Origin of the sequence: Paenibacillus flagellatus (assembly GCF_003217775.1) — a bacterium.
GTDB classification, from domain to species: Bacteria; Bacillota; Bacilli; order Paenibacillales; family NBRC-103111; genus Paenibacillus_AB; species Paenibacillus_AB flagellatus.
Map to the genome: position 1 here is coordinate 259,459 of NZ_QJVJ01000006.1, position 23,666 is coordinate 283,124.

Consider the following 23,666-nt stretch of genomic DNA (forward strand, 5'->3'; position numbering starts at 1 on the left):
CTACTTCTTCTTGCTTTCAAATCAAGCCTTTCGGAAAGGACCGCAACTGGCATGGGTAAATTCGTCATATTGGGCGGAGGGTACGGCGGCTTGACGCTGGCTCTTCATCTTCTGGAGCAAGAACCGCCGCACGGCACCGAGATCGTCCTCGTCGACCGGATGCCGTATCAGGGGCTGAAAACCGAATATTACGCTTTGGCGGCGGGGACGGTATGCGAGGCGGATATTCGCGTGTCGTTTCCGACGGACCCGCGAATCATTTTGAAGTACGGGGAAGTAACGGAGGTCGATCTGGACCGGAAAATCGTCATGATGGAAAACGCCGATCCGATCTCCTACGATTGGCTCGTCATCGCGCTCGGCTGTGTCGACAAGTTCCACGGCATCGCCGGAGCGGAGCAGCACGCGCACAGCATCCAGACGATGTCCTCGTCGCGCAAGACGTACCAGGCGCTGAACGACTTGAATCCGTACGGTCAAGTGACCATCGTCGGCGGCGGGCTGAGCGGCGTGGAAGTCGCCTCCGAGCTTCGCGAGAGCCGGCCGGATTTGAACATCCGCATTATCGACCGCGGCGCAAGCATCTTGTCGTCGTTCCCGGACCGGCTGCAGTCGTACGTCCGGGACTGGTTCATCGAGCACGACGTGGAGATGCTGTCGCACGTATCGCTGCAGCGTCTCGAGCCGGGCATCCTGTACGATCGGGACAAGACGATCTTGACCGATCTGACCGTATGGACGGCCGGCATCCAGCCGAGCCCGATCGTGCAGAAGCTCGATCTCCCGAAGGACAATCAGGGACGGGTGCTGTTGAACGAATACCATCAAGTGCCCGCCTATCCCGACGTATTCGTCGTCGGCGACTGCGCCAGCCTGCCGTTCAGCCCGAGCGCCCAAGCGGCCGAAGGGCAGGGCAAGCAGGTGGCCGAGGTCATGCACGCGCTGTGGAAGGGCGAGACGCCGCAGCTCAAGCCGATCAAGCTGAAGGGCGTGCTCGGCTCGCTCGGCAAAAAGGCGGGCTTCGGCTTGATGGGCAAACGGACCATCATGGGCAAAATGCCGCGCGTCTTGAAAAGCGGCGTCCTTTGGATGTCCAAGCACCATTTCGGCTAAACGTCAGTCGTCCAGCCAGGCGAATTGGGCTTCCCATTCCTTGATCTTGGCCATAATCGCTTCGAACAGCTCGTCCGCGGACGAGGCGGGCACGATCTCCCCGTTGACGAGCGCGTAAGGCTCCATATAGCATTGGCCGCAATTGCCCAAGCAGCCGTATTCGATGACGTCGATGTCGGGATTTTCCTCCAGCCGGCGCATCACTTCGTCGGTGCCGTGATGCATATTGTTCGTGCAAAACTCGACGATCGGTCTCATGGTCACCACCCGGTTCGCACCATTTTATTTTCGCTTAATATGTACTATAATAAAGGGAGAAAGGAGATGAGGCAAATGAGCGAGAACGTACAACAACAAGAGTCGATCTATGACGAGGTCCTCGAAGTTTTGGATAAGTTGCGTCCGTTTCTGCAGCGCGACGGCGGCGACGTCGAGTTGGTGGACGTGGAAGACGGCGTCGTGAAGCTGAAGCTGATGGGCGCTTGCGGAAGCTGCCCCAGCTCGACCATTACGCTCAAGGCCGGTATCGAGCGCGCCCTCGTGGAAGAAGTCGAAGGCATCACCGAGGTCGTCCAAGTGTTTTAATTCGATCGGTTATAGTGAAAAAAAGAGCGCCATGCCCGGCCCGGGCATGCGGCGCTCTTTTTGTTTGCGGTGCGGGCGAGCTCGGCGGCTTTCATTCGAACGATCGCTTCGACGGCCAAGACCCTTGCAGCTTTCGGGTTTGCACGATTTGACCGATATGGTAGGCGTCGTGCGTAATGAGGCTGAATGCCCACAGACCGGCCGGCTTTTTCGGAATGAGGCGCTCGAAATCGCCCTCTTCCCATGACGCGATCCGTTCGCGGATCGCCAGATGGACGCGCTTGAGCCGGTCGAGTGTATCGCGCCACCCCGCCTCGTCGCCGGTCGCCCCGGCGAACGTGTCGTCGTTCGTCAGCCCGGAGGGATACGACGTCTCCTCCCCCGTCAACCGCTTCAGCAGCCGTTCCTTGTAAAAGAGGAGGTGCAGCACCGTCTCCCAAATCGTATTCGCCGCCTCCCCGGCCGGCCTCCAGCTCGCCTGTTCGGCCGTCACGCCGTCCAAGGCCTGAGCAAGCGGCGGGAACCAATCCTCCTTGTCGTAGCAGGTGTCCCAACCGTGAAGCACCAGTTCGTTGTCGGTCACGCCGATCCCTCCCGTAACGATCATAATCGATTTAACCAGTTACCGATCTCACTGTAGCATGAGGACAGGAACGCGGTCAAGTAACTAGCGTCCCGAATAGTAACCTGTTACAATGGTGGGCGTAACGCAAGGGGGCCTGGGACCGACATGCTTTGGGACGATTTCATCAACAGCGAGTGGCGGGACTGGCGCGGAAGCGGACGGACGGAAGACCGGCTCGACCGGCCGGATTGGCTCGAACGATTGCTGGCCGAACACGGCTTCGATCCGGCGAGGCCGCCGACGGAAGGCGACATCGCCGAGCTGAAGCGGCTGCGCGCCGTGCTGCTCGGCATCGTGCGGCGGCTCGCCGCCGGAGAGGTGCCGGATGCGGCCGACTTGGGCCGGCTGAACGCCGTCATGGCGGGCGGCCCCGTCGTCCGCAGCGTCGGCGCCGCCGACGACGGCCGGTACGAGCTGCGGCTGTCCCCCGCGGCGCGGGATTGGCCGCAGCTCGCGGCGGAGATCGCCGCGTCGCTCGTCCGGACGATGGCCGAGGGCGAGCCGTCGCGGTTCCGGATTTGCGACAATCCCGACTGCCGGTGGGTCTATTACGACGATACGCGCAATCGGTCGAAAAAATATTGCGACGACAAAATGTGCGGCAATCTGATGAAGGTGCGCCGGTTCCGCGCGCGGAAAAAAGCCGGGAGCGGCGCGCCGCCCCCGACACAACCGGAGGCGGAATAAGCCGCCGCAGACGATAAAACGCCGCATGACCTCCGTTCCGGAAACAGGGGTCATGCGGCGTTTTGGGCGGCATCGGCGCCGGCGCGTTACGCGTTCCGGCCGGAAGCGTTCGCATCCGCGATCGTGCGAATCGGATCGAAGCCGCCGGATATGTCGATGACGTTTCCCGTCAAGAAGTCCGATTGCGGCATGCAGAGGAAGGCGATCACCCGGGCGACGTCCTCCCCCGTGCCCGGACGGATGCCGGGAAACTCTTCGTCGGTCAAATGACGGACGTCGTCGATCCGTTTCTCCTTGAAGCTCCCGCGAATATCGCCGGGACATACCATGTTGACGGTGACGCCGTGCTCCGCCTGCTCGGCGGCGAGTGTCTTCGTGAACGAGACGAGGCCGACCTTCGCCGCCGCGTAGACGGACCGATGCGGCCACCCCCGGGCTTCGGCGGCGCGGCCGAAGCCGAAGTGGACGATCCGCCCCCATCGTTTCTCCCTCATATACGGCAGCGCCAGACGGTCCAATTCCATGACGCCGAGCAGGTTGCCGCGCATCAAGTAATCGATCTCGTCCAGCCCATACGCGTCGAACGTCCGCCGCTCGCGGACGAACGGACCGGCGTTGTTGATCAGGATATCGACGGCGCCCCACGCTTCCGCCACCGACCGGACGAGACGCACGTTGTCGTCCCGCACGGCGACGTCGGCGCGGACGGCCATCGCCCGAACGCCCTTCGATTCGATGAGGCGCGCCAGCTCGAGCGCTTCCGTCCCGCTGTTTACGTAACTGACCGCCACGTCGCAGCCGAGATCCGCTAGCGCCAGCGCGGTCGTTTTGCCGAGCCCTTTCGCGCTGCCCGTGACGAGCGCGATTTTGCCCTGAAGCATGGGGGCTCCTCCTTCTCGTCGCTACGTTTTTTTGCGATCGTGCACATAGTCGAACACCGTGGCCAACGTTCGGCACACCATGTCCATCCCTTGCCGCAGGTCGTCCATATTCGCGCTCAAATCTTCGATGTACGTCCGGTCGGCCCGGCACAGGTCGATATGCAGCAGGTCGTCGAGCATTTCCGTATTGACCAGATGAATTTCCATATTCCGCTTCTCGCGCAGCCGGGCAAGCGGCTCGCGGTACGCGTTCTTGATGCTCTGCAGCGGCTCGCACAGCCCGGGCTCGGCGTGCAGATGCTGCATTTGGCGCAGCACCGTGAAGTACGAGAACTTGTTTTTGACCCGCTCCGACTTCAGCTTCAGCAGATCGTTCAGGAAATAGCCGAGCTTGTCCAGAATGGAGAACAGCCGGATCAATCCGTTCTTGTAGAAATAGACGTGGCGCCGGTAATCGTCCCGCTCCTCCGGCGTCATCTTCTCCTCCTGCCCGCGCGTGACGCTTTCGCGGAACCGGGCGGCGCAGTAGACGCTTTGCTCCAGTTCGTCCAGCGCGTTCGTCAGCCCGCGGGCCCACAGCTCGTAGCGGGTGTAACGGCCGCACTCCGGCGTCTGCCGTTCGATGAGGCCGGTCAACAGCTTGCGGTACCGCCCGATGGCGGTTACGGCGTCGAGCAGCGGACCAGCGTCGGTACGTTTCGGCTCGTCAAACCAAGCTCGGAACAATCGGGTCTCACCGCCTTCGGAATGAAAATTGTCGCTCATCTGCCTAGTTTGCTCCGGAAACGGTCAAACGACCCGTGCCATGCGGACACGCTTCCTCATCCGCGCTCCCGTCATCCGATCCGCCGCGCCCTCCAGCCGAGAACGCTCATATAGCACAGGACGCCGAACAGCCCGGATACGAGCACGACGTGGATCAGCGCCGTGAGCAAATACCAGTCGCTGCCGAGGCTCCAGACGACGGAGGCGCCGCTGGCGATTTGCAGCACGGTCAGAAGCAGCGCCCAGTTCGCCGATTTGCGCAGCAGCGCCGATGCGGGCTCGGAGCGAGTCGCCCGGTGACCGATGTAGGCGACGAGCGCCAGCAGACCAACCGCGGCGACGCGGTGCACGAACGCGATGCCCGTCGCGCCCTCGAGCGTCGGGACGATTTCCCCGTTGCACAGCGGCCAGCCGAGGCAGCCTCCGGTCGATTCGGTATGCCGCACGAAGGCGCCGATGTAGACGACGACATAGCTGTAAATCGTCGCCACCCAGATCCATCGGCGCATGCCCGCCGTCATCGGGACGGAGCCGCCATCCGTCCGGGGACGGCGGCCGGAGCCGCCCGTCGACGGCACGTAGGCGCCCGTCCGGATGCCGACCGTCAGCAGCAGCGACGTGGCGAACGCCACCAGCGAGAAGCCGAAATGAAGCGCCATGACCGCGTCCGATTGCGGGAAGATGACCGCGAGCGCACCGAGAATCGCCTGCAGCACGGTGAAGAACAGCGCGCCGAACGCGAACAGCATCGCTTCACCGCTATGGCGAAGCCGCATGAACACGGCGATTGCCGCGGCCAGCACCAAAATTCCGACAATCCCGCTCACGAAGCGGTGGCTATATTCAATCATCGATTCGATCGTGTAGGCCGGCACGAACTTGCCGTTGCACAACGGCCAATCGGTGCCGCAGCCTTCGCCCGACTCCGTTTTCGTGACCAGCGCGCCCATGAACAGCACGAGCCCCATGCCGATCGCCGAAGCCGTCGACAACCATTTCAAACCTTTCATGTTGCATGCACCTTCTCTTATGTTCGATCGCAATTCGACAGGCTTTGCGTTTTGTCTCCCCCATTATATCGGTTATCGCCGGTCAAATCCATTTCGGAAATGTGAACGTATCCCGTGCGGCGCGCGGATCGCCCCCGTTTTGCACCAACGACAAAAAAACCTTGCTCCAAGAGCAAGGTTCGGGACTTCTTCGCGCGGGACGTCTTATTTCGCGGAAGCTTGGCTCGCTTCCACCACCTGATCGAGAAACTGCTCGATTTCTTCGCGGGTTTTACGAAGCTTGCTGACGAATCGGCCGAGCTCCTCCCCGCGGCGAAACCCGATGAAGCTCGGGATGCCGAGAATGTTGTACTTCTCGCACAAGTCCGGCAGCTCGTCGCGGTCGAGCTGAACGAACGACAGCTTGTCGGCGTACGCCTTCTCCACGCCCGGCATGAACGGCTCGATATAGTGGCAGTCTTTGCACCACGTCGTCTTGAACACCGCCACGGTCGGTTTATCTTGGTTAATCGCGTCGTAGAACGCTTGCTCCGTACGAATCGGCTCCATCGTATGCACCTCCGTCATCCGATTGTTAAAAATCGGTTTAACTTGTTATAGCATGACCCGGCACCGTTGTCAACGAGGCGAAATAGGCAGTCGTTTCATTTTACATTAACTAGAAAATATGATATCATGTCAATATCAAAACAAAATCATATACTCGAAGGGGAGAGGATGGCATGAAAGAAAAGAAAACATGGCACATTAACGGTTTCGTGGGAATCGTCCTATTGCTGGCCCTCGCCGGCTTGTCGGCGTACGCCTTCTTCAAGGAGCAGCCGGTCGTCGGCGTCGCGCTCGCCGTCGTGGCCGTCGCCATGCTGACTTCGATCTCGATCATTCAGCCGAACCAATCGAGCGCGATTATTTTTTTCGGGAAATATTTGGGGACCGTGCGTGAAGGCGGCTTCTGGCTCGTCACCCCGTTCAGCACGCAGAAAAAAATATCGCTGCGCGTACGCAACTTCAATAGCGCCAAGCTGAAAGTAAACGACATCGACGGCAACCCGATCGAGATCGCCGCCGTCGTCGTCTTCCGGGTCGTCGATACGGCGAAAGCGCTGTTCGACGTGGACAATTACGAGCAGTTCGTGGAAATCCAAAGCGAGACCGCGCTGCGTCACGTGGCCAGCAAATACCCGTACGACAATCTCGACCGCGACGGGTACTCGCTGCGCGGCAATACGGAGGAGGTCGCGGCGGAGCTGGCGAAGGAGCTGCAAAGCCGGCTGGCCGTCGCCGGCGTCGAAGTGATCGAGGCGCGGCTGACGCACCTCGCCTACTCGACCGAGATCGCCAGCGCCATGCTGCAGCGCCAGCAAGCGGCGGCCATCATCTCGGCGAGGGAGAAAATCGTCGAAGGCGCCGTCGGCATGGTGCAGATGGCCATCTCCCGTCTGGAGCGGGACGGGCTGACGCTCGACGAGGAGCGGAAGGCGGCGATGATCAACAATTTGATGGTAGCCATCGTCTCCGACCGGTCCGCGCAGCCGGTCGTCAACGCCGGCTCGCTGTATTGACGGTGCGTCATGTCCGCCAAGAAAAGCTTTCCTCTGCGGATCGATCCGAAGCTGTACGAAATATTGGAGCGATGGGCGGCGGACGAATTCCGCAGCGTGAACGGGCATTTGGAATTTTTGCTGCGGGAAGCGGCGCTCCGGGCGGGACGATTGCCCGGGGGGCGCGTCCCTCCGCCCGATTCCGGCGAGGACCGATCATCGTAACCGACGCTGCGCCCATAACGAAGCCTCCGGTCATCCGACCGGAGGCTTCGTCCGTTTATTTCACGATTTTGTCGATCAAGCCGTAAGCCAACGCTTCTTCCGCGCCGAAAAAGGTATCGCGGTCCGTGTCGCGCTCGATCCGCTCCAGCGGCTGGCCGGTCCGGTCGGCCAAAATGCCGTTCAGCGTCGCCCGCGTGCGCAAAATCCAGTCCGCGCGGATTTTAATATCCGACGCCTGCCCTTGCGCGCCGCCCCACGGCTGGTGGATCATCACCTCGGCGTTCGGCAGCGCCGCCCGCTTGCCCGGGGCGCCTCCGACCAGGATGATCGACGCGGCCGACGCCGCCATTCCTACGCAAATCGTCGCCACATCGGGCTTGATGAACTGCATCGTATCGTAAATCGCCATGCAGGCGGTCGTCGATCCGCCCGGAGAGTTGATGTAGATGGAGATGTCCTTCTCCGGGTCTTCGGCCGCCAAAAACAACAGCTGCGCGACGACGGCATTCGCCATCTGGTCGTGGAACTCGGTCCCGATGAAGATGATCCGGTCCTTGAGCAGACGCGAATAAATGTCGTAAGACCGCTCCCCTCGGTTGCTTTGCTCGATCACGATCGGAATATAGTGGCTGGACACGGCCATCCGCCTCCTTGTCGAAATGAACTCGAACGGGGCGTTGCGCACCCGCCCGGTAAGTTAGCTCCGCATCAAGCGGCCATGCGGGCTTCCGCGGAAGCCCTCGCCTTGTCCGTCCCGGCCCAGAAGCCGGACCCGACGTACGTGACGACCGCCGCATCCCCCGCGCTGCCTTCGCGTCCCGGCATCGTCCGGGTGACGACCGTCGCTTCTCCGGCCGACTCGGTCCCCGGGAAGCGCAGCGGGACGACTTGCCCGCCGCCGGCCGCTCTCTCCGCTTGCCCGGACCGCGACGTGTCCGCGGTGTTCTCCCATACGACGACGGGACGTTCGTTGCGCCGTTCGTCTTTCATTCGCTTCACTCCTCCCCGATTTGCGGATAGACGGCGACAAGCAGCTGATACGAGGCCGGCCGTTCTTCGTCCCCGGACTTCGCGCCGCCGTACTTTTCCGTCAAGAGGCGGACCGCCTCCATGTACTCCTGGACGAACGATTGCCGCTCCCGCTCCCCGGCCAGCTTCACCGTCGCGGCAAGCGACGCGCTATGCACCGTTTCGCCCGCCTCGGACCGCTCCAGCAGCCGCAGCGCGTCGCGCTTCAGCTTGTCGGACGTCTGCACGAGATGCGACAGCGAGCCGTCCTCCTTCATGCGCCGGACGGTCTCCGGCTCGAACCCGAGCGTGTCGGACAAGACGAACGTTTTGGCAATCGCCTGGTACAGCACTTCGACGAGGTTGCGCACTTGCCGCGTGCCCGTCCGGCGGACGAGACCGGCCTTATCGAGCGCCTTCAGATGGTAGTTGATCCGCTGCGGCGTCTCCCCCATCGCCCGGCCGACCTCGGCCGCCGAAACGGGCTCGCGCATATGCGACAAGATCGCCGCGCGCAGCGGATTGAGCAGCACGACCGCCTGCTCGGGATCGGTGACGACATACGTTTCCGCAGGCTCCTGCAAGCTCATCGGGCATCACCACACATAAATAGTATTGTTTACGTAAAAATATTTTATTACGTTAGCGCCGCATTGTCAAATCGTTTCCGCAGGAGCCCGTTCACCGCTACGGATCATAAAAAAAGAGACCCGCAAGCAACGGGCTGCGGGTCTTTCGCAAATATATATTTCAAAAAGGGGGTCGACTTTTATTATAGAGCCCGTTCGTTAAAGGAAGATGAAGTTCATATTTCAATTTCGTTACAAATTCGTCCATTCACCCGGACCCAGCCTCTCCGGAAACCGTATAACGGCGGCGGTTCGCTCCATATACTGTAATATTCAAACGAACGAAGGAGGGGTCCGGATGAATGACGCCCGCGAGCTCCCGCGCCTCCGCCGGCTGCTGCGCCGGCTGCTGGCCGTTCCGGAAAACGTCGCCGGCTATTGGGCCGGCAAGCTGGCCGGCTGGTGGAAGTCGAGCCAGCTGGCGGAAGACGCGACGCCGCTCGCGATCGGCAAGGACGCGGTGCGCGCCCTGCGCCAGGCGGCCGTCCGCTACGCCGGAGCCGGTTCGGCCGCGCACGAGTCGCCGACGGCGTCGCCGGAGGAGCGCGCCCTGCTGGAATCGATCCGCGACGAAACGGAGCGGTTCAACCGCAACAACGTCACCCGCACGCAGGCGTACTGGCGGGTATTCGAGCGGCGTCCGGAGCTGCATTGGGCGTTCCTCGCCCACATGGTGTCGCGCAACGGCGGCTGGAACATGACCGATCTGAAGAGCGAGCTGCTGTCGCGGCTCGTGTCGCCCGCGCGCGCCGAGGCGATTTTCGCATTTTTGGAACGGGCGAACGCGCTCATTTTCCAGGACGCCTATCCCCAGCTCCGGCTGTACGAAGCTTCGCTCGAGCGCAAGCGCGAGCTGTTCCGGCTGCTGCCCGCGTTCGGCGTGTCGGCGTTCATGCGGCCGGTGTGGGAGCAGTTTTGGCGGGAGCGCAACTCCGCTCTGCTCACCGTCGCCCTCATCGTCAACGAGCAGCACTATATCGAAGGACGCGTCGTCCAAAACGAAACGTTCCGGCGGACCGTGCTCGACACGGCGGCGTTTCAGGCGCAAAGCCTGATGCAGCTGAACGCCGTCGTCTTCCCGTATGCCGACGCGCAGTCGCCGGGCTCCTCCCGCCGCCTCGCCGGACTCGTCCTCGAAACGTTTTCCGACTTGCGCGAAAGGATCGAGTTCGGCAAAAAACTGTACGCGATTTTGTTCGCAATGCCCGGATTGGCGCAGTCGATCCGCTCCTTCGCCGCCGCCCGTCCCCATACCGGCTCCCGCGCGGACTACTGGCCGCATCTGTTCGCGACCGTGCGCAAGTCCCCGCCGAAGCCCGGATACGCGGAGAAGCTGGACGGCTGCAAGCTGCGGCCCGGCGCCGAGCCGATCTTCAGCCCGGAGCTGGCGCACGCCTGGAAGGACGTCCCGGTCCGGCCGCCCGAGCGGTACGATTGGTTCCGCCCGGACGACACCGGCCTGCTGTTCGGCGCTTTCGGCTATCTGGACACGGTGCGTCCTCCGGCTTCCTTCGAGATGACGAACGAATACTGCTTCGTGATGAACAAGCTGGAGCTGGCGCATATGGCCGGGGAGCTGCTGTTGGAATAGATCGGGGAGCGCAACGGTCGCGACTGCCTTCCCGGACTACGTCCGGCGCATATAGGCGCGCACGGTGAGCGGCGCGAAGACGGCTACGATGACGGCGGCGCCGGCCAAGGAAATGGCGAGATCCGCCCCGATCGTGCCGCTGTTGGCCAGATCGCGTACGGCCGTCACCAGATGCGAGATCGGGTTCGCGTTCACGAACCATTGAAGCCAGCGCGGCATCGTATCGACCGGCACGAACGAATTGGACAGAAACGTCAGCGGGAACAGCACGATCATCGAAATCCCCTGCACGCTGGACGCCGTACGCGCAATGACGCCGAAGAAGGCGAATATCCAGCTGATCGCCCACGAGCATCCGATGACGAGCACCCCGGCCAAGGCGACGTACCCCAAGCCCCCGTCCGGACGGTAGCCCATGACGTAGCCCATCGCCAGCGTGAGGATCGTCGCGATCGCATACCGGATCGTGTCCGCCAGCAATGCTCCCGCCAAAGGCGCGATGCGGGCGATGGGCAGCGATTTGAACCGGTCGAATACGCCCTTGTCCATATCCTCGCGCAGCTGGACGCCGGTGACGATCGAGGTGGTGATGACGGTCTGGACGAGAATGCCGGGAATGATGATGGGCAAATAGTTTTGCACGTTGCCGGCGATGGCGCCCCCGAAAATATAAGTGAACATGAGCGTGAAAATAATCGGCTGGATCGTCACGTCGAACAGCTGCTCGGGCGTGCGCCGAATTTTCAACAACCCCCGATAGGCCATCGTCAACGAATGGCGCACCGTTTGCCCGAAGCCCGTCGTATTTTTCAACGGACGCGCCCCGTACCGATTCACGACAGAATGGGCCTCTCTCATACGCTAACCTCCCTCTCCGCATCCGGACGTCCGGCTTCCGTCGACGCCTTCTCACCCGCGCCGTGACCCGTGATCGTCAAAAACACTTCGTCCAACGTCGGCTTCTGCACGCTGATTTCGGCCAGCCGGATTCCTTCCGCCCGAAGCGCCACGAGCAGGTCGGTGACGCGATCGGCGTCCGCCATCGGCGCCGTAATGCTCCCGGCCTCCGCCGACATGCCGGAACGGACTTGGAGCACCCGCTCGACGATATGCCGGGCGTCCTCGATCCGATGCGAATCCCCGACCCGCACATGCAGCGACGAGGTGCCGACCGACGCCTTCAGCTCGTCGACCGTTCCTTCGGCGACGACCCTCCCCCGATCGATGACGGCGATCCGGTCGGCGAGCTGATCCGCCTCATCCAAGTACTGCGTGGTCAGCAGTACGGTCGAGCCGGTATGGACCAGCCGCCGGATCGTCTCCCACATTTGCGCCCGCGTCCGCGGATCGAGCCCGGTCGTCGGTTCGTCCAGGAAGATGAGCGGCGGCTGGGCGATAAGGCTCGCCGCCAAGTCGAGCCGGCGGCGCATGCCTCCGGAAAACTGCTTCAACGGACGCTTCGCGGCTTCGGTCAAGCCGAATTCCTCCAGCAGCTCCGCCGCCTTCCGCCGCGCCTCGGCGCGCCCCAATCCGAGCAGGCGGGAAAAAATGATCAAATTTTCGGTTGCGCTGAGCGACTCGTCGACCGATGCGTATTGGCCCGTCACCCCGATCAATTGCCGCACGATTTGCGGCTCCTTCACGACGTCGTGTCCGAAGATGGACGCCGTGCCCGCATCCGGCCGCAGCAGCGTGGCCAGCATGCGGATCGTGGTCGTTTTGCCCGCTCCGTTCGGACCGAGCACCCCGTAAATCGTGCCGGCGCGAACGGTCAGATCGACGCCGTCCACCGCGCGGTTGGCGCCGAACGCTTTCACGAGCCCGCGGGCTTCGACGGCCCATTCCCCGCTGCCCGGAACCTTATGGACGTATTTATGCTCCATGGCGATTTCTCCTTTCGAACGATTCCATGAGGATGATAACTCCCGTTCATGAACGGAATATGAACGGACGGATCCATAGCTGTATCGTAACGATTTTCGGGCCGCCGCGATACCATCCGCGGAACGGTTTGCCGATCGGTCTCCGGTAGGAGAACCCGAAGGCCCGCCGCGCCAAACGAGAAAACCCCTTTCCGCCGCCGTAGGGGAAAAGGGGGTTAAGCGCTTCGCTATTCGTTCAGGAAAACCGCGTCGAAGGGCCATTCCTTCCGGTTCACCCGGTAATCGCCCGGGGATTGGCCCAAGTAGTGGCGGAACACTTTGCCGAAGTAGCTGGGGCTCTCGAAGCCGCACCGCCTGCCGATCTCGGCGACGGGCAGGTCGGTCGCGCGCAGCAGCGAGACGGCCGCCTCCACCCGTCTTCGGCGCAAATATTCGAGCGGAGAGCCTTGTCCGAGGTTGCGGAACAGCTTGCACAGATGATGGCCGGTTACGCCGCAATGCGCGGCTACGTCCCCGAGCGTCAGCGGCTCCGCGCGCCGTTCCTTCATGAGCCGCTTCGCTTTCCCCACGATCGGGTTGTCGTGCCGGGTCGGGGCGGGAGCGCCCGTCTCCGGACGAAGCATCGTCAGCGCCCAATCGTAGACGAGGGCGGACAGCGCATATTTGTCGCTTACCCCTTCATCCGCGACGGCCCGGAACATTCTCCACAGCCGGGCGATGGGCGGCGAATCGGGGGCGAGCGCGACGATCGGGCCTTTATGCGCGACGATCCGGTCCCACAGCCTCTCGGCGTCCTCGCCCTTCACGTTCAGCCATAAAAACTCCCACGGCCGCTTGGAGGCCTTATCGTAATAATAGCGGTGCCGGCTCGGTACTTTGACGAGAAAGCCGGTCTCGGCGGGCAGGCGGTACGTCGTCGAGTCGAGCTCGATCCGCCCTTCCCCGGACAGCGTATATTGGAAAATGACGTGTCCGCGGTCGCCGCGTTCCGTACCGCTGTACGAGTAACGGTCCGAATCGGCCGTCTGCCAGCCGATCGAGTCGAGCGTCATGAATGGCGTATCGTCGCCGGTGACGAAGCCGAAGGAGGACGGCAGCTGCATCTGGATATCTCCCGGTTTCCTATGCCATCGATCGCCGATTTCGTTATATCGCGGACTCCCCCACAGCCGTTGCGAGGGCAATCCTCTGCCGATTGATGGACCATTTTGTTATAGTCCATCTCAATATATTCAGATTGAGGGCGGATGTCAATGCTGGTACGATGGAGGCGATTCGAAGCCGATTGCAATCGGGCGTGGAAAAGGAGCGTGCGTCATGTCGAGTAAACGTCTGGAAATACCGGTTTCGGCCGGCGAATATTGGTGGGGCGGCAGCGTGGCCGAGGGTCAGCATATGCCGTACGGCGGGAAGCCGATCCAAGTCGATCTTTCCGTCGACTTGAACGCCAACCAAGGCTGTCCGCTGCTGCTGTCGAACCGGGGCAGCTACGTATGGTCGGAGGAGCCTTTCGCCTTCCGCGTAGAGAACGGGACGCTGATCGTGGAGAGCCGGGGAGGCGACCTGATCCGGAGCGATGGTCACGGAAGCTTGCGGGGCGCGTATCTTCACGCGTCGCGGACGTATTTCCCCCCGGCGGGCGAGCTTCCGGAACGGCTGCTGTTTACGGCGCCGCAGTACAATTTATGGATCGAGCTGATGTACGAGCCGACGCAGGACAAGGTGCTGCGGTACGCCCGCGACGTGCTGGCGGCCGGCATGGCGCCCGGCGTCATCATGATCGACGACAATTGGCACGAGCCTTACGGCACGTGGGAGTTCCACTCCGGCCGCTTCCCCGATCCGAAGGCGATGACGGACGAGCTGCATGCGCTCGGCTTCCGGGTGATGCTCTGGGTATGCCCGTTCGTCAGCCCGGACTCGATGACGTTCCGCGAGCTGGAGCCGCAGGGCGTGCTGCTGAAGGACAAGGACGGGCAAACGGCGCTTCGGCGCTGGTGGAACGGGGTCAGCGCGGTGCTCGATTGCACGAACGAGGCGGCCGTCCGCTGGATTTGGGACCGGCTCGACCGGCTGCAGCGCGAGTACGGCATCGACGGATTCAAATTCGATGCGGGCGACTTGCCGTTTTACGAGCCGGACGACCGCACGGCCGTCCCGGCCGGCCGCAATGCGCAGTGCGAGGCTTGGGCCAAGGTCGGTCTCCGGTACCGGCTGAACGAGTATCGCGCCTGCTGGAAGCTGGCGGGCCAGCCGCTCGTCCAGCGGTTGAAGGATAAGAACCACCGGTGGGACGGCAACGGGCTCGCCTCCTTGATCCCGGAAGGGATCGCGCAAGGGCTGCTCGGCTATTCGTTCGTCTGCCCGGACATGATCGGGGGCGGATCGTACCTCGATTTTACGGATGAAGCCCGGCTTGACCCCGAGCTGTTCGTGCGGTATGCGCAATGCTCGGCCTTGTTCCCGATGATGCAATTTTCCGCGGCGCCGTGGCGGGTGCTGAGCGGCGAATATGCCGCCTGCTGCATCGAGGCGGCGCGCCTGCACGCCGAGCTGGGCGAGGAAATCGCGGCGCTGGCCGAACAATGCGCCGCCAGCGGAGAGCCGATGCTGCGCCATATGGCTTACGAGTTCCCGGAGGCAGGCCTGGAGGAGGCCGCCGACCAGTTCATGCTCGGCGGCGACATCCTGGTCGCTCCGGTCGTGACGAAAGGTGCGCGCAGCCGGACGGTGGCGTTTCCGGCCGGCACCTGGCTCGGCGACGACGGCAGCGTCGTGCAGGGCCCGGCCCGGCTTGAGGTCGAAGCGCCGTTGAGCCGGCTGCCCTGGTACCGGAAACAGGCTTGATGCGGATGGAAAACGCCGAATAGCGACGAGCGAAAACCCCGGTCCGTTCGGATCGGGGTTTTGCCGAAGCTGCAGGCGACGGAAGCCGCTCTTTACGGATTGACTTGCAGACTTATTTTCCCCAAGTAATGACGGGATAGAACGGCATGCGCCTCCCGTGCATCCTTCAAGGCAATGGTATGGCTGATGTGGGCGGTCAGCCGATTTCGTGAAATGTAACGGCGAAGCCGGTCCATAATGTCCGGATCCGGTTCGCCGTAATATCCCGTTACCCGGACGTGTTCGACGTTCCCGAGCGATGGGCGTATTCCGTGAGGAAAGGCGATTCGGCCGCCTGGACGCAGGCAGCCGGCGGCGGCATCGGCGGCTTCTCCTCCGGCGGTGAACAGCGCCGCATCGAACCCTTCCGGAGCAAACTCGAACGCCTTCGAAAGAAAATCGCCCTCCCTCCCGTTCGCGACGGCATCACAGCCAAGCCGCTTCACCATGGCGACGCCGTCCTCGCCCGAGGCGACGCCGAATACTCGCGCTCCCAGGCACTTCGCGAGCTGCACCGCCATATGGCCGACACCGCCGCCGGCACCGAAAATGAGGATCGATTCCCCTTGCCGCAGCGCCAATACATCCTCCAGCCCCCGCAAGGCGGTAATGCCGACTCCGGAAATCACCGCCGCTTCCCGCATCGTCAATCCTTCCGGCATTCGGGTCACGTACTTGGCGGGGACGGCCGCATATTCCGCATAAAAGCCGCCTTTGGGATTCAGAAAAGCCGATGCGTAAACCGGCTCCCCCAAATCGACGTTCGACACCTTCTCACCGCGCGCGACGACGGTGCCCGAGCCTTCGGAACCGAGAACATAGGGGAATTGCGGTCTCATGTTCAGCATATCCGCATACCCGCCTTCCCGTTCGAATGCATCCCATTCGCCGACACCGGCGTAGGCGACTCGTATCAATACCTCTTCGGGTCCGAGCTCGGGCACGGCGATCTCCCGATGGACCAGTTCGTCCGGACCGCCGAACTTTTGAAGGACTACCGCCCTCATGGTATTGGGGGGCTTGTTCATGGTTCCTCCTCCTCCGATAAATAGAATTGTTCTTGCAAAATCCAACTTATCACAATACCATGTCAATAGTTGTCATGTTTTTTCGGAAGAGGAGTGAATCGTGATGTCCAAGACGAAAATGCTATTCGACCTCATCTTGTATGTCAATGCAAGACGCCAATTTACCGCTCAGGATGTCGCCACGGAATTTCAAATCTCCTTGCGTACAGCCCATCGGTACTTGTCGGAACTGGGCGAGATGGGAGTCCCGCTCTATACGGAACCCGGTCGCAGCGGCGGCTATCGCGTATTGAACAATCGGGTATTGCCGCCCGTTCTGTTCGACGAGAACGAAGCGTTCGCAATCTTCTTCGCCTTCCAATCGCTGAAGCACTACCGGTCGCTGCCCTTCGACATCGACATCGAATCGGTTTCCCGCAAGCTTTATGCCGGCCTGCCCTTGGATACGAGGAAGCGGATCGATCGTCTTGATGCGGTCTTATCGTTCTGGAACAAAAAAAGAACGGTCCCCTCCCCTTATCTCAAGGAAATCATTGAAGCAGCCGCAGAGAAACAGGTCGTGTATATCGAGTACAGATCGAAGACGGGTCTTACCTCCAGAGAAGCGGCTCCGATCGGCATTTACGCCTATGGCGGCTTCTGGTATATGCCCGCCTTCGATATCGCCCATAACACGGTCAAACTATTCCGAACGGATCGAATCGCGGCCTTTAACCGGTCGGAGCGGACCTATTCGCCTTCCGTGACACTGAACGATTGGCTGCTCAGCCGCACCGGGCAAGAACCCGAAACGCCCGTGAGGTTATACGTCGAGCTAACCGGAGAGGGAATTCGGCAATGCCGCAGCGAACCTTGGTTGGAGCCCGACATCGTCACGGATGATCAAGGTCGGGGGCATATCGATACGGTTATCGATCGGACGGAGATCGAATTCGTGTCCCATTACTTTTTCCGGTTGGGAACGGCGGCTAAAGTCATAGAGCCCCGGGAAGCGGTGAGCCGCATCCGCGTATTATCCCGAGAGCTTCTGAAGCATTACAATTATTGAATCGAACCCTTCTCGCTTCCGAGCGGCAAAAAAAGGGAACTTCGGGATATTGGGGCGGAATCCTTCCGACGAAATGATCAACAGAAAAACGGATTCTAGAGTGGAAAAACGAAAAACGATTGAATGCAATAACGCATTAATATATAATGACTTTAAAGTCATAAAATGAATACAAATTACAGAATAGAGGGATACAAGGAATATGACTCCAAAAATTTCATTGAAGGAAAAGCAGCGTGAGGAGCGAGAAAGGCTTATTCTGGATTACGCTGAAAAGATGTTGCTTGAAAAAGGTTACCATGATGTCAGTATGGATGAAATTGCCACTGGTATAGGCGTTGCTAAAGGAACATTATATCTCCATTTCCCCAAGAAGGAAGACCTTGTTTATGCCGTGGTGAAGCCCAAGATGCAGTCCTTTCTTAATTCCGTCGAAGAAGCGAAAGCTCTTGCGGATGGTCCAAAAGAAAAGCTTGCCTATCTCCTTCAACGTGAATTGACCGGAGCTTTTTTTCAATTTTTGCTGAAAAGCGGTTCCGACATGACGACGATTTTCAAATCGTACGAAACGGAGATCAATGAAATTCTCCCCCGAATTTTTAGCGGCATACACGAGATTTTGAACGAAGGAAAAAGAAAAGGGTTGTTTGATCCGGCATTACCGGTCGAGTTTATGTCTTCCGCTTTCATTAACTTGTTTGAGCCGCATTTGTATCGGGAAATGGTCACGGTAAGAAAGATGCCGGTAGAAGTATTCATCCGATATACCTCCGACCTGCTTTTTCGAGGCATTATGAAATCAAGGGAGATGAAATAACGTGAAAAACTATCAAGAACTGATGAATTTGAAGTTCGGGGAAGTAGTCACGGAGGAACAATTCGAATGGCTCCATGAAATCGTATTTCTTTCCGTCTTGGAGGAGGTTTTGAGCTCAAGCGGATGGGCGCACCGCAAAGAAGGGGAAGGACCTTACCCGGAGCGGTTCGGGCTGTTGAACCGGATTTTTGGAACTAGTCCCAAAGAATTCGAAGAGCGCTTGGAGTCGTTTGCCCAGCACATCCAAAGGAAAGGCAAGCTGGGTAAATGAATCGAACCGTAGCCTTGACAACCGGTCCGATCGGGAAGACGTTGTTCTATTTTGCAATACCATTTTTAATCGGAAATGCGCTTCAATCGCTTAACGGGCTTGTGAATTCGATATGGGTCGGGCAGCTTCTGGGGGAGCAGGCTCTTGCGGCCACATCGGGCGCAAACACGCTTCTGTTCTTCTTGATCAGCACCATATTCGGGATCGCTATGGCTACTGTGATCATGATTGGAAAGCGCATTGGCGCAGAGGAACTGGACGCCGCAAAAGAAGTTGTGGGCACGAGCGCCGTTTTCTTTCTTGTTGTATCGGTTGTCATTGCGAGTGTGGGCGCTCTGTTCACAACGCCAATTCTGGGTATGCTGAATACTCCGTCCGATATCATCACCTTGGCCGAGTCGTATACGCGAATTTTATTTCTTGGCATTCCCTTTTCATTTCTCCTGCAATTTGCCATGGCTGTCATGAGAGGAGCCGGAGATTCCAAAACACCGTTATATTTTCTTGTTTTCTCAGTCGTCCTGGATATCGCGCTGAATCCAGTATTGATTTTGGGGTTGGGGCCGGTTCCCGAATTCGGGATTTCGGGGTCGTCCTTAGCCGCGGGTATCGCTCAATTCTTAGGCCTTCTGTTCTTGCTGATCTATTTGTATGGGCAAAAATACTTCTTGCGGATTACGAGAGGCGATCTTCGCCTTTTAAAAATGAACTGGAACATTATCAAATTTTTAATCGGCAAGGGTATTCCGATGGGACTGCAAATGATGCTATCCACGGCGAGCGTCTTAGCCTTGTTTCAACTGATCAACACGTTCGGATCCGATGCGACTGCAGCTTTCGGTGCGGTTAACCAACTTGTCGCCTACGTTCAAATGCCGGGAATAGCGCTCGGCGGTGCTTTAACGGCGATGGCCGCGCAAAACATCGGAGCAGGCAGGTGGGAACGGGTGAATCGCGCCCTACTAACAGGCATTGGGATAAATTTGCTGCTGACAGGCGTATTGGTAGTATTATGTACCCTGTTCAGAGACGAAATCCTTGCGCTTTTTTTACCAACGAAGGGGAACGCTCTTGCCATCGGCAAACAAATCCTTTTAATTACACTTTGGTCCTATATATTGTTCGGGATCACGCTTGTCATCGGAGGGATCGTCAGAGCAACCGGGGCGGTGGTCGTTCCTCTGCTCATTACCTCCCTTTCGTTATATGGAATCCAGATCCCGCTTGCCTATTTTTTTGGAAGGAGTTACGGATTGAGCATGTTATGGTGGAGCTTCCCGATTTCACTAGTCTGCTCGGCTTTACTTTTTGCCGGTTATTACCTATCGGGAATATGGAAAAAGGCTTCGGGAGGGAATGCGGTCAGGTCCAGATAGTACCGGTCTTTGCTCTTAAAGATGGCCGAAAAGAAAAAAAGCGACCCGCAAGCAACGGGCCGCGGGTCTTCCAGGTTTATATATGAAAAAAGGGGGTCGAGATTTAGTATAGGCCAAGGACATTAAAGGAAGATGAATGGCACATTTCATTTTCGTTACAAATTCCGCTTCGTTCAGCCGCCCGCCTGCCGCTTGCGCCCGAACCGCCGCAGCGCCTTCTGGAGCGGCGCGGGCAACCGCCCGACGTCTTCGGGCGCGACCACCTTCGTTACGCCGAGCAGGACGGCGTATGCCAGCAGCACGACCGCGCCGACGATGGCGGCGTCGAGCATATGACTCAGCCGGTAGCCGAACGGCTGCACGTACCGGTGCGTCAGCACCTCGAGCCCGTACCCGACCGCATAGACGAGAACGGCCGTCCAGACGAGGCCGAGCCATTTGCGACCGAGAATCGTATAGTCGACATGCTTGCGCAGGACGACGAGGTTGAGCTGGGTCATGACGACGAAGCAAAGCGCCGTCGCCGCGATGATGCCGTATATGCCGAACATCGGCGCGAACAAGTAGCTGCACGCCAGCTTGACGGCGATGCCGACGACCACGTGCACGATCAGCGGCCGCATTTGCCCGATGCCCATCAGCACGGCGCCGGACGTCTGCATGACGATCTGGAACATCGCGCTCGCGGTCAGCAGGGCGATGATGCCGCTGCCGTTGTCGTCGCCGAACATGAAAATGTTGATCGGGCGGGCTGCGGCGCCGATCGCCAGCACGATCGGCAGTCCGGTAATGACCGAGATGTACAGCGCTTTGGAGGCCTGGGCATTGACCGTCGCGTAATCTTTTTTGGCGAACGCCGACGAGATGACCGGAACGGCGGACTGGCTGAGCGCAATGGCCAATATGATCGGGATGCCCGCCAGCGACTGGGCTCGTCCGCCCAAGACGCCGAGCGCCTCGACCGCCGTCTCGTAGGTCATCCGCCCCTGCAGCAGGCCGACCGTAATGGTCGAGTCGATCCAGTTGATCAAAGGCACCGTCAGCGAGAACAGGACGATCGGGACCGACAGGGCGAACAGGCGGCGAAAAATATCGCCGTTCGTCATCGCGGCGGACGTCCGCGTCCGGTTGCCGACGCTGCCGGTGCGGCGGTCTTCCCGGCGCAGCTTGAACGCGTAGTACAGCATGACGAGCACCGCTCCCACGCTGCCGGCGACGCCGCCGAACGACGCCCCGGCTACCGCCCAATCGTGCCCCCAGCCGATTTGCAGCAGCAGGTAGGCGAGGCCGATCGCGGCGACGAGCCGGACGATCTGCTCGACGATTTGGGACAGGCCGTTCGGCATCATCCGCTGCCGGCCCTGGAAGTAGCCGCGCATGATCGCGATGAGCGGGAACAGCAGCAGCGCCGGCGCCAGCGCCCGGATCGCGAGCGACGCCTCGGGCACCTTCGCCATATGCTCGGCGTAATAAGGCGCGGCCGCGAACAGCAGCACGGTCATGACGGCGCCCGCCGCCAGCGCGAATCCGATCGCGGCGCGGTAGATGCGCCCGGCCTCCTCGTATTGGCCGAGCGCCGTCTTCTCCGAGACGAGCTTGCTGAGCGCGCTCGGGATGCCCGCCGTCGCCGCGACGAGCAGCATCATGTAAATATTGAAGGCGATCGAGAACGTCGCCATGCCGGGGTCGTCCAGCAAGTAGACGAGCGGGATGCGCTGGACGGCGCCCAGCACGCGGGCGATCAGCGCCGCAAGCGCCAGGATGATCGTGCCTTTCATCAACGAATCTTTCGACAAAGCGTTCGTACCTTCTTCCGTATGAATGATGACTGTTCCATTATACACGAGAATCGGCACGAAAGCTTGCCTGCGGAGCAACGTCGGCGGAACGGCGCCGGGCTTGCGGTCCGGCCTTCAGCGGCGGGACGCGTTCGGCCAGAGCGACGGCGAGACGAGCAGCGGCGGGACGTCCGCGAACTCCCGCTCGATGCGCCGCCGCGCCCGTTCGGACAAGGCGGGACCGGCGACGAGCCGGGCGTTGTCGTCGACCTGCTCCGGCCGCTCGGCGCCGACGACGACGCAATGGACGCCTTCCGTATCGCGGACGTAGGACATCGCCAGCTGGGCGATCGACATTCCTTCGTCGTCCGCGATCGCCCGCAGCTTGATCAGCTCCGGGAGCGCGGCGGAGCGAAGCGGCTCGTCCAGCCCGTCCCCCGTATGGAAAAACAAGCCTTGCAAAAAGACGCTGCGAACGGCGACGATTCGGCCGTCCGCGCGAAACTGCGCCATGGCGCCGCAGCCGACGGCACGCCGGTCCCACACGTTCATCGGCAGCTGGACGACCTCGTAGACGTCGTCGCGCAGCAGCCCGCCGCAATCGGCGAACTGCCGGTCCGGCTCGGCGCCGAGCGAGACGCCTGCGCGGCCGATCAAGCCGGCGGCGCGAAGCCGTCTCAGGACGTCGGCGACGCGTTCGCCGTATGCCTGCAGCACGGCCGGGTCGTGGAGGAGGAGCGCCGGAAGCGTCGACAGCCGCAGACGCGCCAATATCGTCTCGACCCGCCCGGTCAGCTGCCGCTCCAGGGCATCGGCCGACGACAGCCCGAGGTCCGCCTTCACCTTGGAAACGATAAACGGCGGATGCTCCCCTGCGCCGCCGGCGGCAGCGCGGTCCGCGAAATAACGGCCCAGCGTCTCCTCCGCATCGCCGTATTCGAGCGCCGTGTCGTAGCCGTTGACGCCGAGCTCCCGGCACCGGTCGAGTATCGCGCGGCCGTCGACCGACTCGGTCCGGTTGGCGATGCCGTAGCCGGACAAGCCGAGCTGCGCCGTCCCGAGCATCAGCTTGGACAGCCTTAACCGCCCCGCATCGCTGTAAGGCATGCCCGCCGTCACCATCCGCTCCACCCCCCGTCGACGACGAGGTTGTGGCCCGTCACGTATTTCGACGCATCGGTCGCCAAGTAGACGACCGCGCCCTTGATATCCGAATCGTCCGCCATCCGGCCGAGCGGCGTCCGCTCGACGTAACGGCGCACGAATTCGTCGGCGCGAATTTCGTTCGCCGTGCCGACCGGGTTGTAGCCGCCCGGGCTGATGCAATTGACGCGGATGTTGAACTTGCCGTAATAATTGGCCAGCCATTTCGTCATCCCGACCATCCCCCACTTGGCGAACGTATATTCGATGCCGCTCGTCATCCCCGTCTCCCCGTATACCGGAAAATGCGGCCCGAGTATGCCTTGGATCGAAGCGATATTGATGATGTTCCCGCCGCCGCGCTCGCGCATCGTCCGCACGACCGCTTTCGTCATCAGCATCAGGCCGAGACCGTTCACCCGCTGGGCGGCCTCCCATCCTTCCGCCGTCGTCTCCTCGATATCCGCGAGCCCGGTCCGGGACACCGAGTTGTTCACGAGGATGTCGATGCCGCCGAACCGCTCCAGCGCCTCCTCGACGAAAGCGCCGATCGCCCCTTCGTCCGCCAAATCGAGCGCCATGCCGTGCGCGGCGTATCCCCGCGCGCGCAGCTTGGCCGCTTCCGCCTCGCACCGGTCGCGGCCCCGCGAGGCGATGAGCACCGTCGCTCCCGCCTCGCAAAGCGCTTCGGAGATATGGGCGCCGTACAGCCCGGAACCGCCGGTGACGACGGCCACTTTCCCCTCCGCTCGAAACATGTCCATCACATTCATCGT

General features: G+C 60.8%; 27 protein-coding genes. 11 read left to right on the forward strand and 16 right to left on the reverse strand.

Annotation, left to right across the window (positions count from 1 at the left end; translation table 11 throughout):
• Positions 1–51: 51 nt before the first annotated feature.
• Positions 52–1,113, forward strand: coding sequence for an NAD(P)/FAD-dependent oxidoreductase (locus DLM86_RS15370; protein WP_110840916.1), 1,062 nt, complete (start codon positions 52–54; stop codon positions 1,111–1,113).
• 3 nt (positions 1,114–1,116) lie between these two features.
• Here DLM86_RS15370 and DLM86_RS15375 read toward each other — a convergent pair whose 3' ends face one another.
• Positions 1,117–1,371: a YuzB family protein gene (locus tag DLM86_RS15375; protein ID WP_110840917.1), complete on the reverse strand. Its 255-nt coding sequence runs from the start codon at positions 1,369–1,371 to the stop codon at positions 1,117–1,119.
• Between the two features lie 75 nt (positions 1,372–1,446).
• Between DLM86_RS15375 and DLM86_RS15380 the strand changes: the two genes are divergently transcribed.
• A complete protein-coding gene (locus DLM86_RS15380; protein ID WP_110840918.1) occupies positions 1,447–1,698 on the forward strand; it encodes a NifU family protein in 252 nt (83 codons plus the stop codon).
• A 91-nt stretch (positions 1,699–1,789) separates the two neighbouring features.
• Here DLM86_RS15380 and DLM86_RS15385 read toward each other — a convergent pair whose 3' ends face one another.
• A complete protein-coding gene (locus DLM86_RS15385) occupies positions 1,790–2,281 on the reverse strand; it encodes a DinB family protein (RefSeq protein WP_110841059.1) in 492 nt (163 codons plus the stop codon).
• Positions 2,282–2,428: 147 nt separating this feature from the next.
• On the opposite strand from DLM86_RS15385, the gene DLM86_RS15390 reads away from it, so the two are divergent.
• Positions 2,429–3,010, forward strand: a complete 582-nt coding sequence (locus DLM86_RS15390) for a CGNR zinc finger domain-containing protein (RefSeq protein WP_110840919.1) — start codon at positions 2,429–2,431, stop codon at positions 3,008–3,010.
• 86 nt (positions 3,011–3,096) lie between these two features.
• Here the strand turns inward: DLM86_RS15390 and DLM86_RS15395 are convergent, their stop codons facing one another.
• From DLM86_RS15395 to DLM86_RS15410, 4 genes are all read right to left on the reverse strand, one after another.
• Positions 3,097–3,891, reverse strand: coding sequence for an SDR family oxidoreductase (locus tag DLM86_RS15395; protein ID WP_110840920.1), 795 nt, complete (start codon positions 3,889–3,891; stop codon positions 3,097–3,099).
• A gap of 21 nt (positions 3,892–3,912) precedes the next feature.
• The gene (locus DLM86_RS15400; RefSeq protein WP_146250219.1) at positions 3,913–4,617 is read right to left on the reverse strand and encodes a Cthe_2314 family HEPN domain-containing protein; all 705 of its coding nucleotides are present in this window, start codon (positions 4,615–4,617) and stop codon (positions 3,913–3,915) included.
• Between the two features lie 110 nt (positions 4,618–4,727).
• Positions 4,728–5,666, reverse strand: a complete 939-nt coding sequence (locus DLM86_RS15405) for a COX15/CtaA family protein (protein ID WP_110840922.1) — start codon at positions 5,664–5,666, stop codon at positions 4,728–4,730.
• A 204-nt stretch (positions 5,667–5,870) separates the two neighbouring features.
• Positions 5,871–6,215, reverse strand: coding sequence for a thioredoxin family protein (locus DLM86_RS15410; RefSeq protein WP_110840923.1), 345 nt, complete (start codon positions 6,213–6,215; stop codon positions 5,871–5,873).
• A gap of 173 nt (positions 6,216–6,388) precedes the next feature.
• Between DLM86_RS15410 and DLM86_RS15415 the strand changes: the two genes are divergently transcribed.
• Positions 6,389–7,228 (forward strand): SPFH domain-containing protein, encoded by an 840-nt coding sequence (locus tag DLM86_RS15415; protein ID WP_110840924.1) that lies wholly within the window; start codon positions 6,389–6,391, stop codon positions 7,226–7,228.
• Between the two features lie 9 nt (positions 7,229–7,237).
• A complete protein-coding gene (locus DLM86_RS15420) occupies positions 7,238–7,432 on the forward strand; it encodes a type II toxin-antitoxin system antitoxin (protein WP_110840925.1) in 195 nt (64 codons plus the stop codon).
• Positions 7,433–7,487: 55 nt separating this feature from the next.
• On the opposite strand, the gene clpP is transcribed toward DLM86_RS15420, so the two are convergent.
• The 3 genes from clpP to DLM86_RS15435 form a co-directional block, all read right to left on the reverse strand.
• Positions 7,488–8,069, reverse strand: coding sequence for an ATP-dependent Clp endopeptidase proteolytic subunit ClpP (gene clpP, locus DLM86_RS15425; protein ID WP_281272143.1), 582 nt, complete (start codon positions 8,067–8,069; stop codon positions 7,488–7,490).
• 71 nt (positions 8,070–8,140) lie between these two features.
• Positions 8,141–8,422: a hypothetical protein gene (locus DLM86_RS15430; RefSeq protein ID WP_110840927.1), complete on the reverse strand. Its 282-nt coding sequence runs from the start codon at positions 8,420–8,422 to the stop codon at positions 8,141–8,143.
• A 5-nt stretch (positions 8,423–8,427) separates the two neighbouring features.
• Positions 8,428–9,030, reverse strand: coding sequence for a winged helix-turn-helix domain-containing protein (locus tag DLM86_RS15435; protein WP_110840928.1), 603 nt, complete (start codon positions 9,028–9,030; stop codon positions 8,428–8,430).
• Between the two features lie 337 nt (positions 9,031–9,367).
• Here DLM86_RS15435 and DLM86_RS15440 point away from each other — a divergent pair, with 337 nt between their 5' ends.
• Positions 9,368–10,660: a DUF2515 family protein gene (locus DLM86_RS15440; protein ID WP_110840929.1), complete on the forward strand. Its 1,293-nt coding sequence runs from the start codon at positions 9,368–9,370 to the stop codon at positions 10,658–10,660.
• Between the two features lie 36 nt (positions 10,661–10,696).
• Here DLM86_RS15440 and DLM86_RS15445 read toward each other — a convergent pair whose 3' ends face one another.
• The 3 genes from DLM86_RS15445 to DLM86_RS15455 form a co-directional block, all read right to left on the reverse strand.
• Positions 10,697–11,518 carry an ABC transporter permease gene (locus DLM86_RS15445; protein WP_110840930.1) on the reverse strand — a complete coding sequence of 274 codons (822 nt, stop codon included), beginning with the start codon at positions 11,516–11,518 and terminating at the stop codon, positions 10,697–10,699.
• Positions 11,515–12,543, reverse strand: coding sequence for an ATP-binding cassette domain-containing protein (locus DLM86_RS15450; RefSeq protein WP_110840931.1), 1,029 nt, complete (start codon positions 12,541–12,543; stop codon positions 11,515–11,517). The genes DLM86_RS15445 and DLM86_RS15450 overlap by 4 nt, the downstream gene beginning before the upstream one ends.
• 227 nt (positions 12,544–12,770) lie before the next feature.
• Entirely contained in the window at positions 12,771–13,646 is an 876-nt protein-coding gene (locus DLM86_RS15455) for a helix-turn-helix transcriptional regulator (RefSeq protein WP_110840932.1), read from the reverse strand.
• Between the two features lie 214 nt (positions 13,647–13,860).
• On the opposite strand from DLM86_RS15455, the gene DLM86_RS15460 reads away from it, so the two are divergent.
• Positions 13,861–15,390, forward strand: coding sequence for a glycoside hydrolase family 31 protein (locus DLM86_RS15460; RefSeq protein WP_110840933.1), 1,530 nt, complete (start codon positions 13,861–13,863; stop codon positions 15,388–15,390).
• A gap of 92 nt (positions 15,391–15,482) precedes the next feature.
• Here DLM86_RS15460 and DLM86_RS15465 read toward each other — a convergent pair whose 3' ends face one another.
• Entirely contained in the window at positions 15,483–16,457 is a 975-nt protein-coding gene (locus tag DLM86_RS15465) for a quinone oxidoreductase family protein (protein WP_110840934.1), read from the reverse strand.
• A gap of 103 nt (positions 16,458–16,560) precedes the next feature.
• On the opposite strand from DLM86_RS15465, the gene DLM86_RS15470 reads away from it, so the two are divergent.
• The 4 genes from DLM86_RS15470 (at position 16,561) to DLM86_RS15485 (ending at position 19,969) form a co-directional block, all read left to right on the forward strand.
• Positions 16,561–17,505 (forward strand): helix-turn-helix transcriptional regulator, encoded by a 945-nt coding sequence (locus DLM86_RS15470; RefSeq protein WP_170143715.1) that lies wholly within the window; start codon positions 16,561–16,563, stop codon positions 17,503–17,505.
• A gap of 202 nt (positions 17,506–17,707) precedes the next feature.
• On the forward strand, positions 17,708–18,322 hold the full coding sequence (locus DLM86_RS15475; RefSeq protein WP_110840936.1) for a TetR/AcrR family transcriptional regulator: 615 nt from the start codon (positions 17,708–17,710) through the stop codon (positions 18,320–18,322).
• A gap of 1 nt (position 18,323) precedes the next feature.
• Entirely contained in the window at positions 18,324–18,593 is a 270-nt protein-coding gene (locus tag DLM86_RS15480) for a hypothetical protein (protein WP_110840937.1), read from the forward strand.
• A complete protein-coding gene (locus DLM86_RS15485; RefSeq protein WP_110840938.1) occupies positions 18,590–19,969 on the forward strand; it encodes an MATE family efflux transporter in 1,380 nt (459 codons plus the stop codon). The genes DLM86_RS15480 and DLM86_RS15485 overlap by 4 nt, the downstream gene beginning before the upstream one ends.
• 173 nt (positions 19,970–20,142) lie before the next feature.
• Here DLM86_RS15485 and DLM86_RS15490 read toward each other — a convergent pair whose 3' ends face one another.
• From DLM86_RS15490 to DLM86_RS15500, 3 genes are all read right to left on the reverse strand, one after another.
• The gene (locus tag DLM86_RS15490) at positions 20,143–21,747 is read right to left on the reverse strand and encodes a putative polysaccharide biosynthesis protein (RefSeq protein ID WP_110841060.1); all 1,605 of its coding nucleotides are present in this window, start codon (positions 21,745–21,747) and stop codon (positions 20,143–20,145) included.
• Positions 21,748–21,882: 135 nt separating this feature from the next.
• Positions 21,883–22,869 carry an aldo/keto reductase gene (locus DLM86_RS15495; protein ID WP_110840939.1) on the reverse strand — a complete coding sequence of 329 codons (987 nt, stop codon included), beginning with the start codon at positions 22,867–22,869 and terminating at the stop codon, positions 21,883–21,885.
• Entirely contained in the window at positions 22,863–23,663 is an 801-nt protein-coding gene (locus DLM86_RS15500; RefSeq protein WP_211326537.1) for an SDR family NAD(P)-dependent oxidoreductase, read from the reverse strand. Before DLM86_RS15500 ends, DLM86_RS15495 begins: the two co-directional genes overlap by 7 nt.
• Positions 23,664–23,666: the final 3 nt, after the last annotated feature.

Coding starts and splice junctions, on each gene's coding strand:
- DLM86_RS15445 (WP_110840930.1), bottom strand. CDS start 11,518: ATGAGAGAGGCCCATTCTGTCGTGAATCGGTACGGGGCGCGTCCGTTG.
- DLM86_RS15430 (WP_110840927.1), bottom strand. CDS start 8,422: ATGAAAGACGAACGGCGCAACGAACGTCCCGTCGTCGTATGGGAGAAC.
- DLM86_RS15375 (WP_110840917.1), bottom strand. CDS start 1,371: ATGAGACCGATCGTCGAGTTTTGCACGAACAATATGCATCACGGCACC.
- DLM86_RS15415 (WP_110840924.1), top strand. CDS start 6,389: ATGAAAGAAAAGAAAACATGGCACATTAACGGTTTCGTGGGAATCGTC.
- DLM86_RS15455 (WP_110840932.1), bottom strand. CDS start 13,646: ATGCAGCTGCCGTCCTCCTTCGGCTTCGTCACCGGCGACGATACGCCA.
- DLM86_RS15370 (WP_110840916.1), top strand. CDS start 52: ATGGGTAAATTCGTCATATTGGGCGGAGGGTACGGCGGCTTGACGCTG.
- DLM86_RS15500 (WP_211326537.1), bottom strand. CDS start 23,663: ATGAATGTGATGGACATGTTTCGAGCGGAGGGGAAAGTGGCCGTCGTC.
- DLM86_RS15435 (WP_110840928.1), bottom strand. CDS start 9,030: ATGAGCTTGCAGGAGCCTGCGGAAACGTATGTCGTCACCGATCCCGAG.
- DLM86_RS15460 (WP_110840933.1), top strand. CDS start 13,861: ATGTCGAGTAAACGTCTGGAAATACCGGTTTCGGCCGGCGAATATTGG.
- DLM86_RS15420 (WP_110840925.1), top strand. CDS start 7,238: ATGTCCGCCAAGAAAAGCTTTCCTCTGCGGATCGATCCGAAGCTGTAC.
- DLM86_RS15450 (WP_110840931.1), bottom strand. CDS start 12,543: ATGGAGCATAAATACGTCCATAAGGTTCCGGGCAGCGGGGAATGGGCC.
- DLM86_RS15405 (WP_110840922.1), bottom strand. CDS start 5,666: ATGAAAGGTTTGAAATGGTTGTCGACGGCTTCGGCGATCGGCATGGGG.
- DLM86_RS15490 (WP_110841060.1), bottom strand. CDS start 21,747: ATGAAAGGCACGATCATCCTGGCGCTTGCGGCGCTGATCGCCCGCGTG.
- DLM86_RS15440 (WP_110840929.1), top strand. CDS start 9,368: ATGAATGACGCCCGCGAGCTCCCGCGCCTCCGCCGGCTGCTGCGCCGG.
- DLM86_RS15410 (WP_110840923.1), bottom strand. CDS start 6,215: ATGGAGCCGATTCGTACGGAGCAAGCGTTCTACGACGCGATTAACCAA.
- DLM86_RS15485 (WP_110840938.1), top strand. CDS start 18,590: ATGAATCGAACCGTAGCCTTGACAACCGGTCCGATCGGGAAGACGTTG.
- DLM86_RS15470 (WP_170143715.1), top strand. CDS start 16,561: ATGTCCAAGACGAAAATGCTATTCGACCTCATCTTGTATGTCAATGCA.
- DLM86_RS15475 (WP_110840936.1), top strand. CDS start 17,708: ATGACTCCAAAAATTTCATTGAAGGAAAAGCAGCGTGAGGAGCGAGAA.
- DLM86_RS15390 (WP_110840919.1), top strand. CDS start 2,429: ATGCTTTGGGACGATTTCATCAACAGCGAGTGGCGGGACTGGCGCGGA.
- DLM86_RS15495 (WP_110840939.1), bottom strand. CDS start 22,869: ATGGTGACGGCGGGCATGCCTTACAGCGATGCGGGGCGGTTAAGGCTG.
- DLM86_RS15465 (WP_110840934.1), bottom strand. CDS start 16,457: ATGAACAAGCCCCCCAATACCATGAGGGCGGTAGTCCTTCAAAAGTTC.
- DLM86_RS15395 (WP_110840920.1), bottom strand. CDS start 3,891: ATGCTTCAGGGCAAAATCGCGCTCGTCACGGGCAGCGCGAAAGGGCTC.
- DLM86_RS15380 (WP_110840918.1), top strand. CDS start 1,447: ATGAGCGAGAACGTACAACAACAAGAGTCGATCTATGACGAGGTCCTC.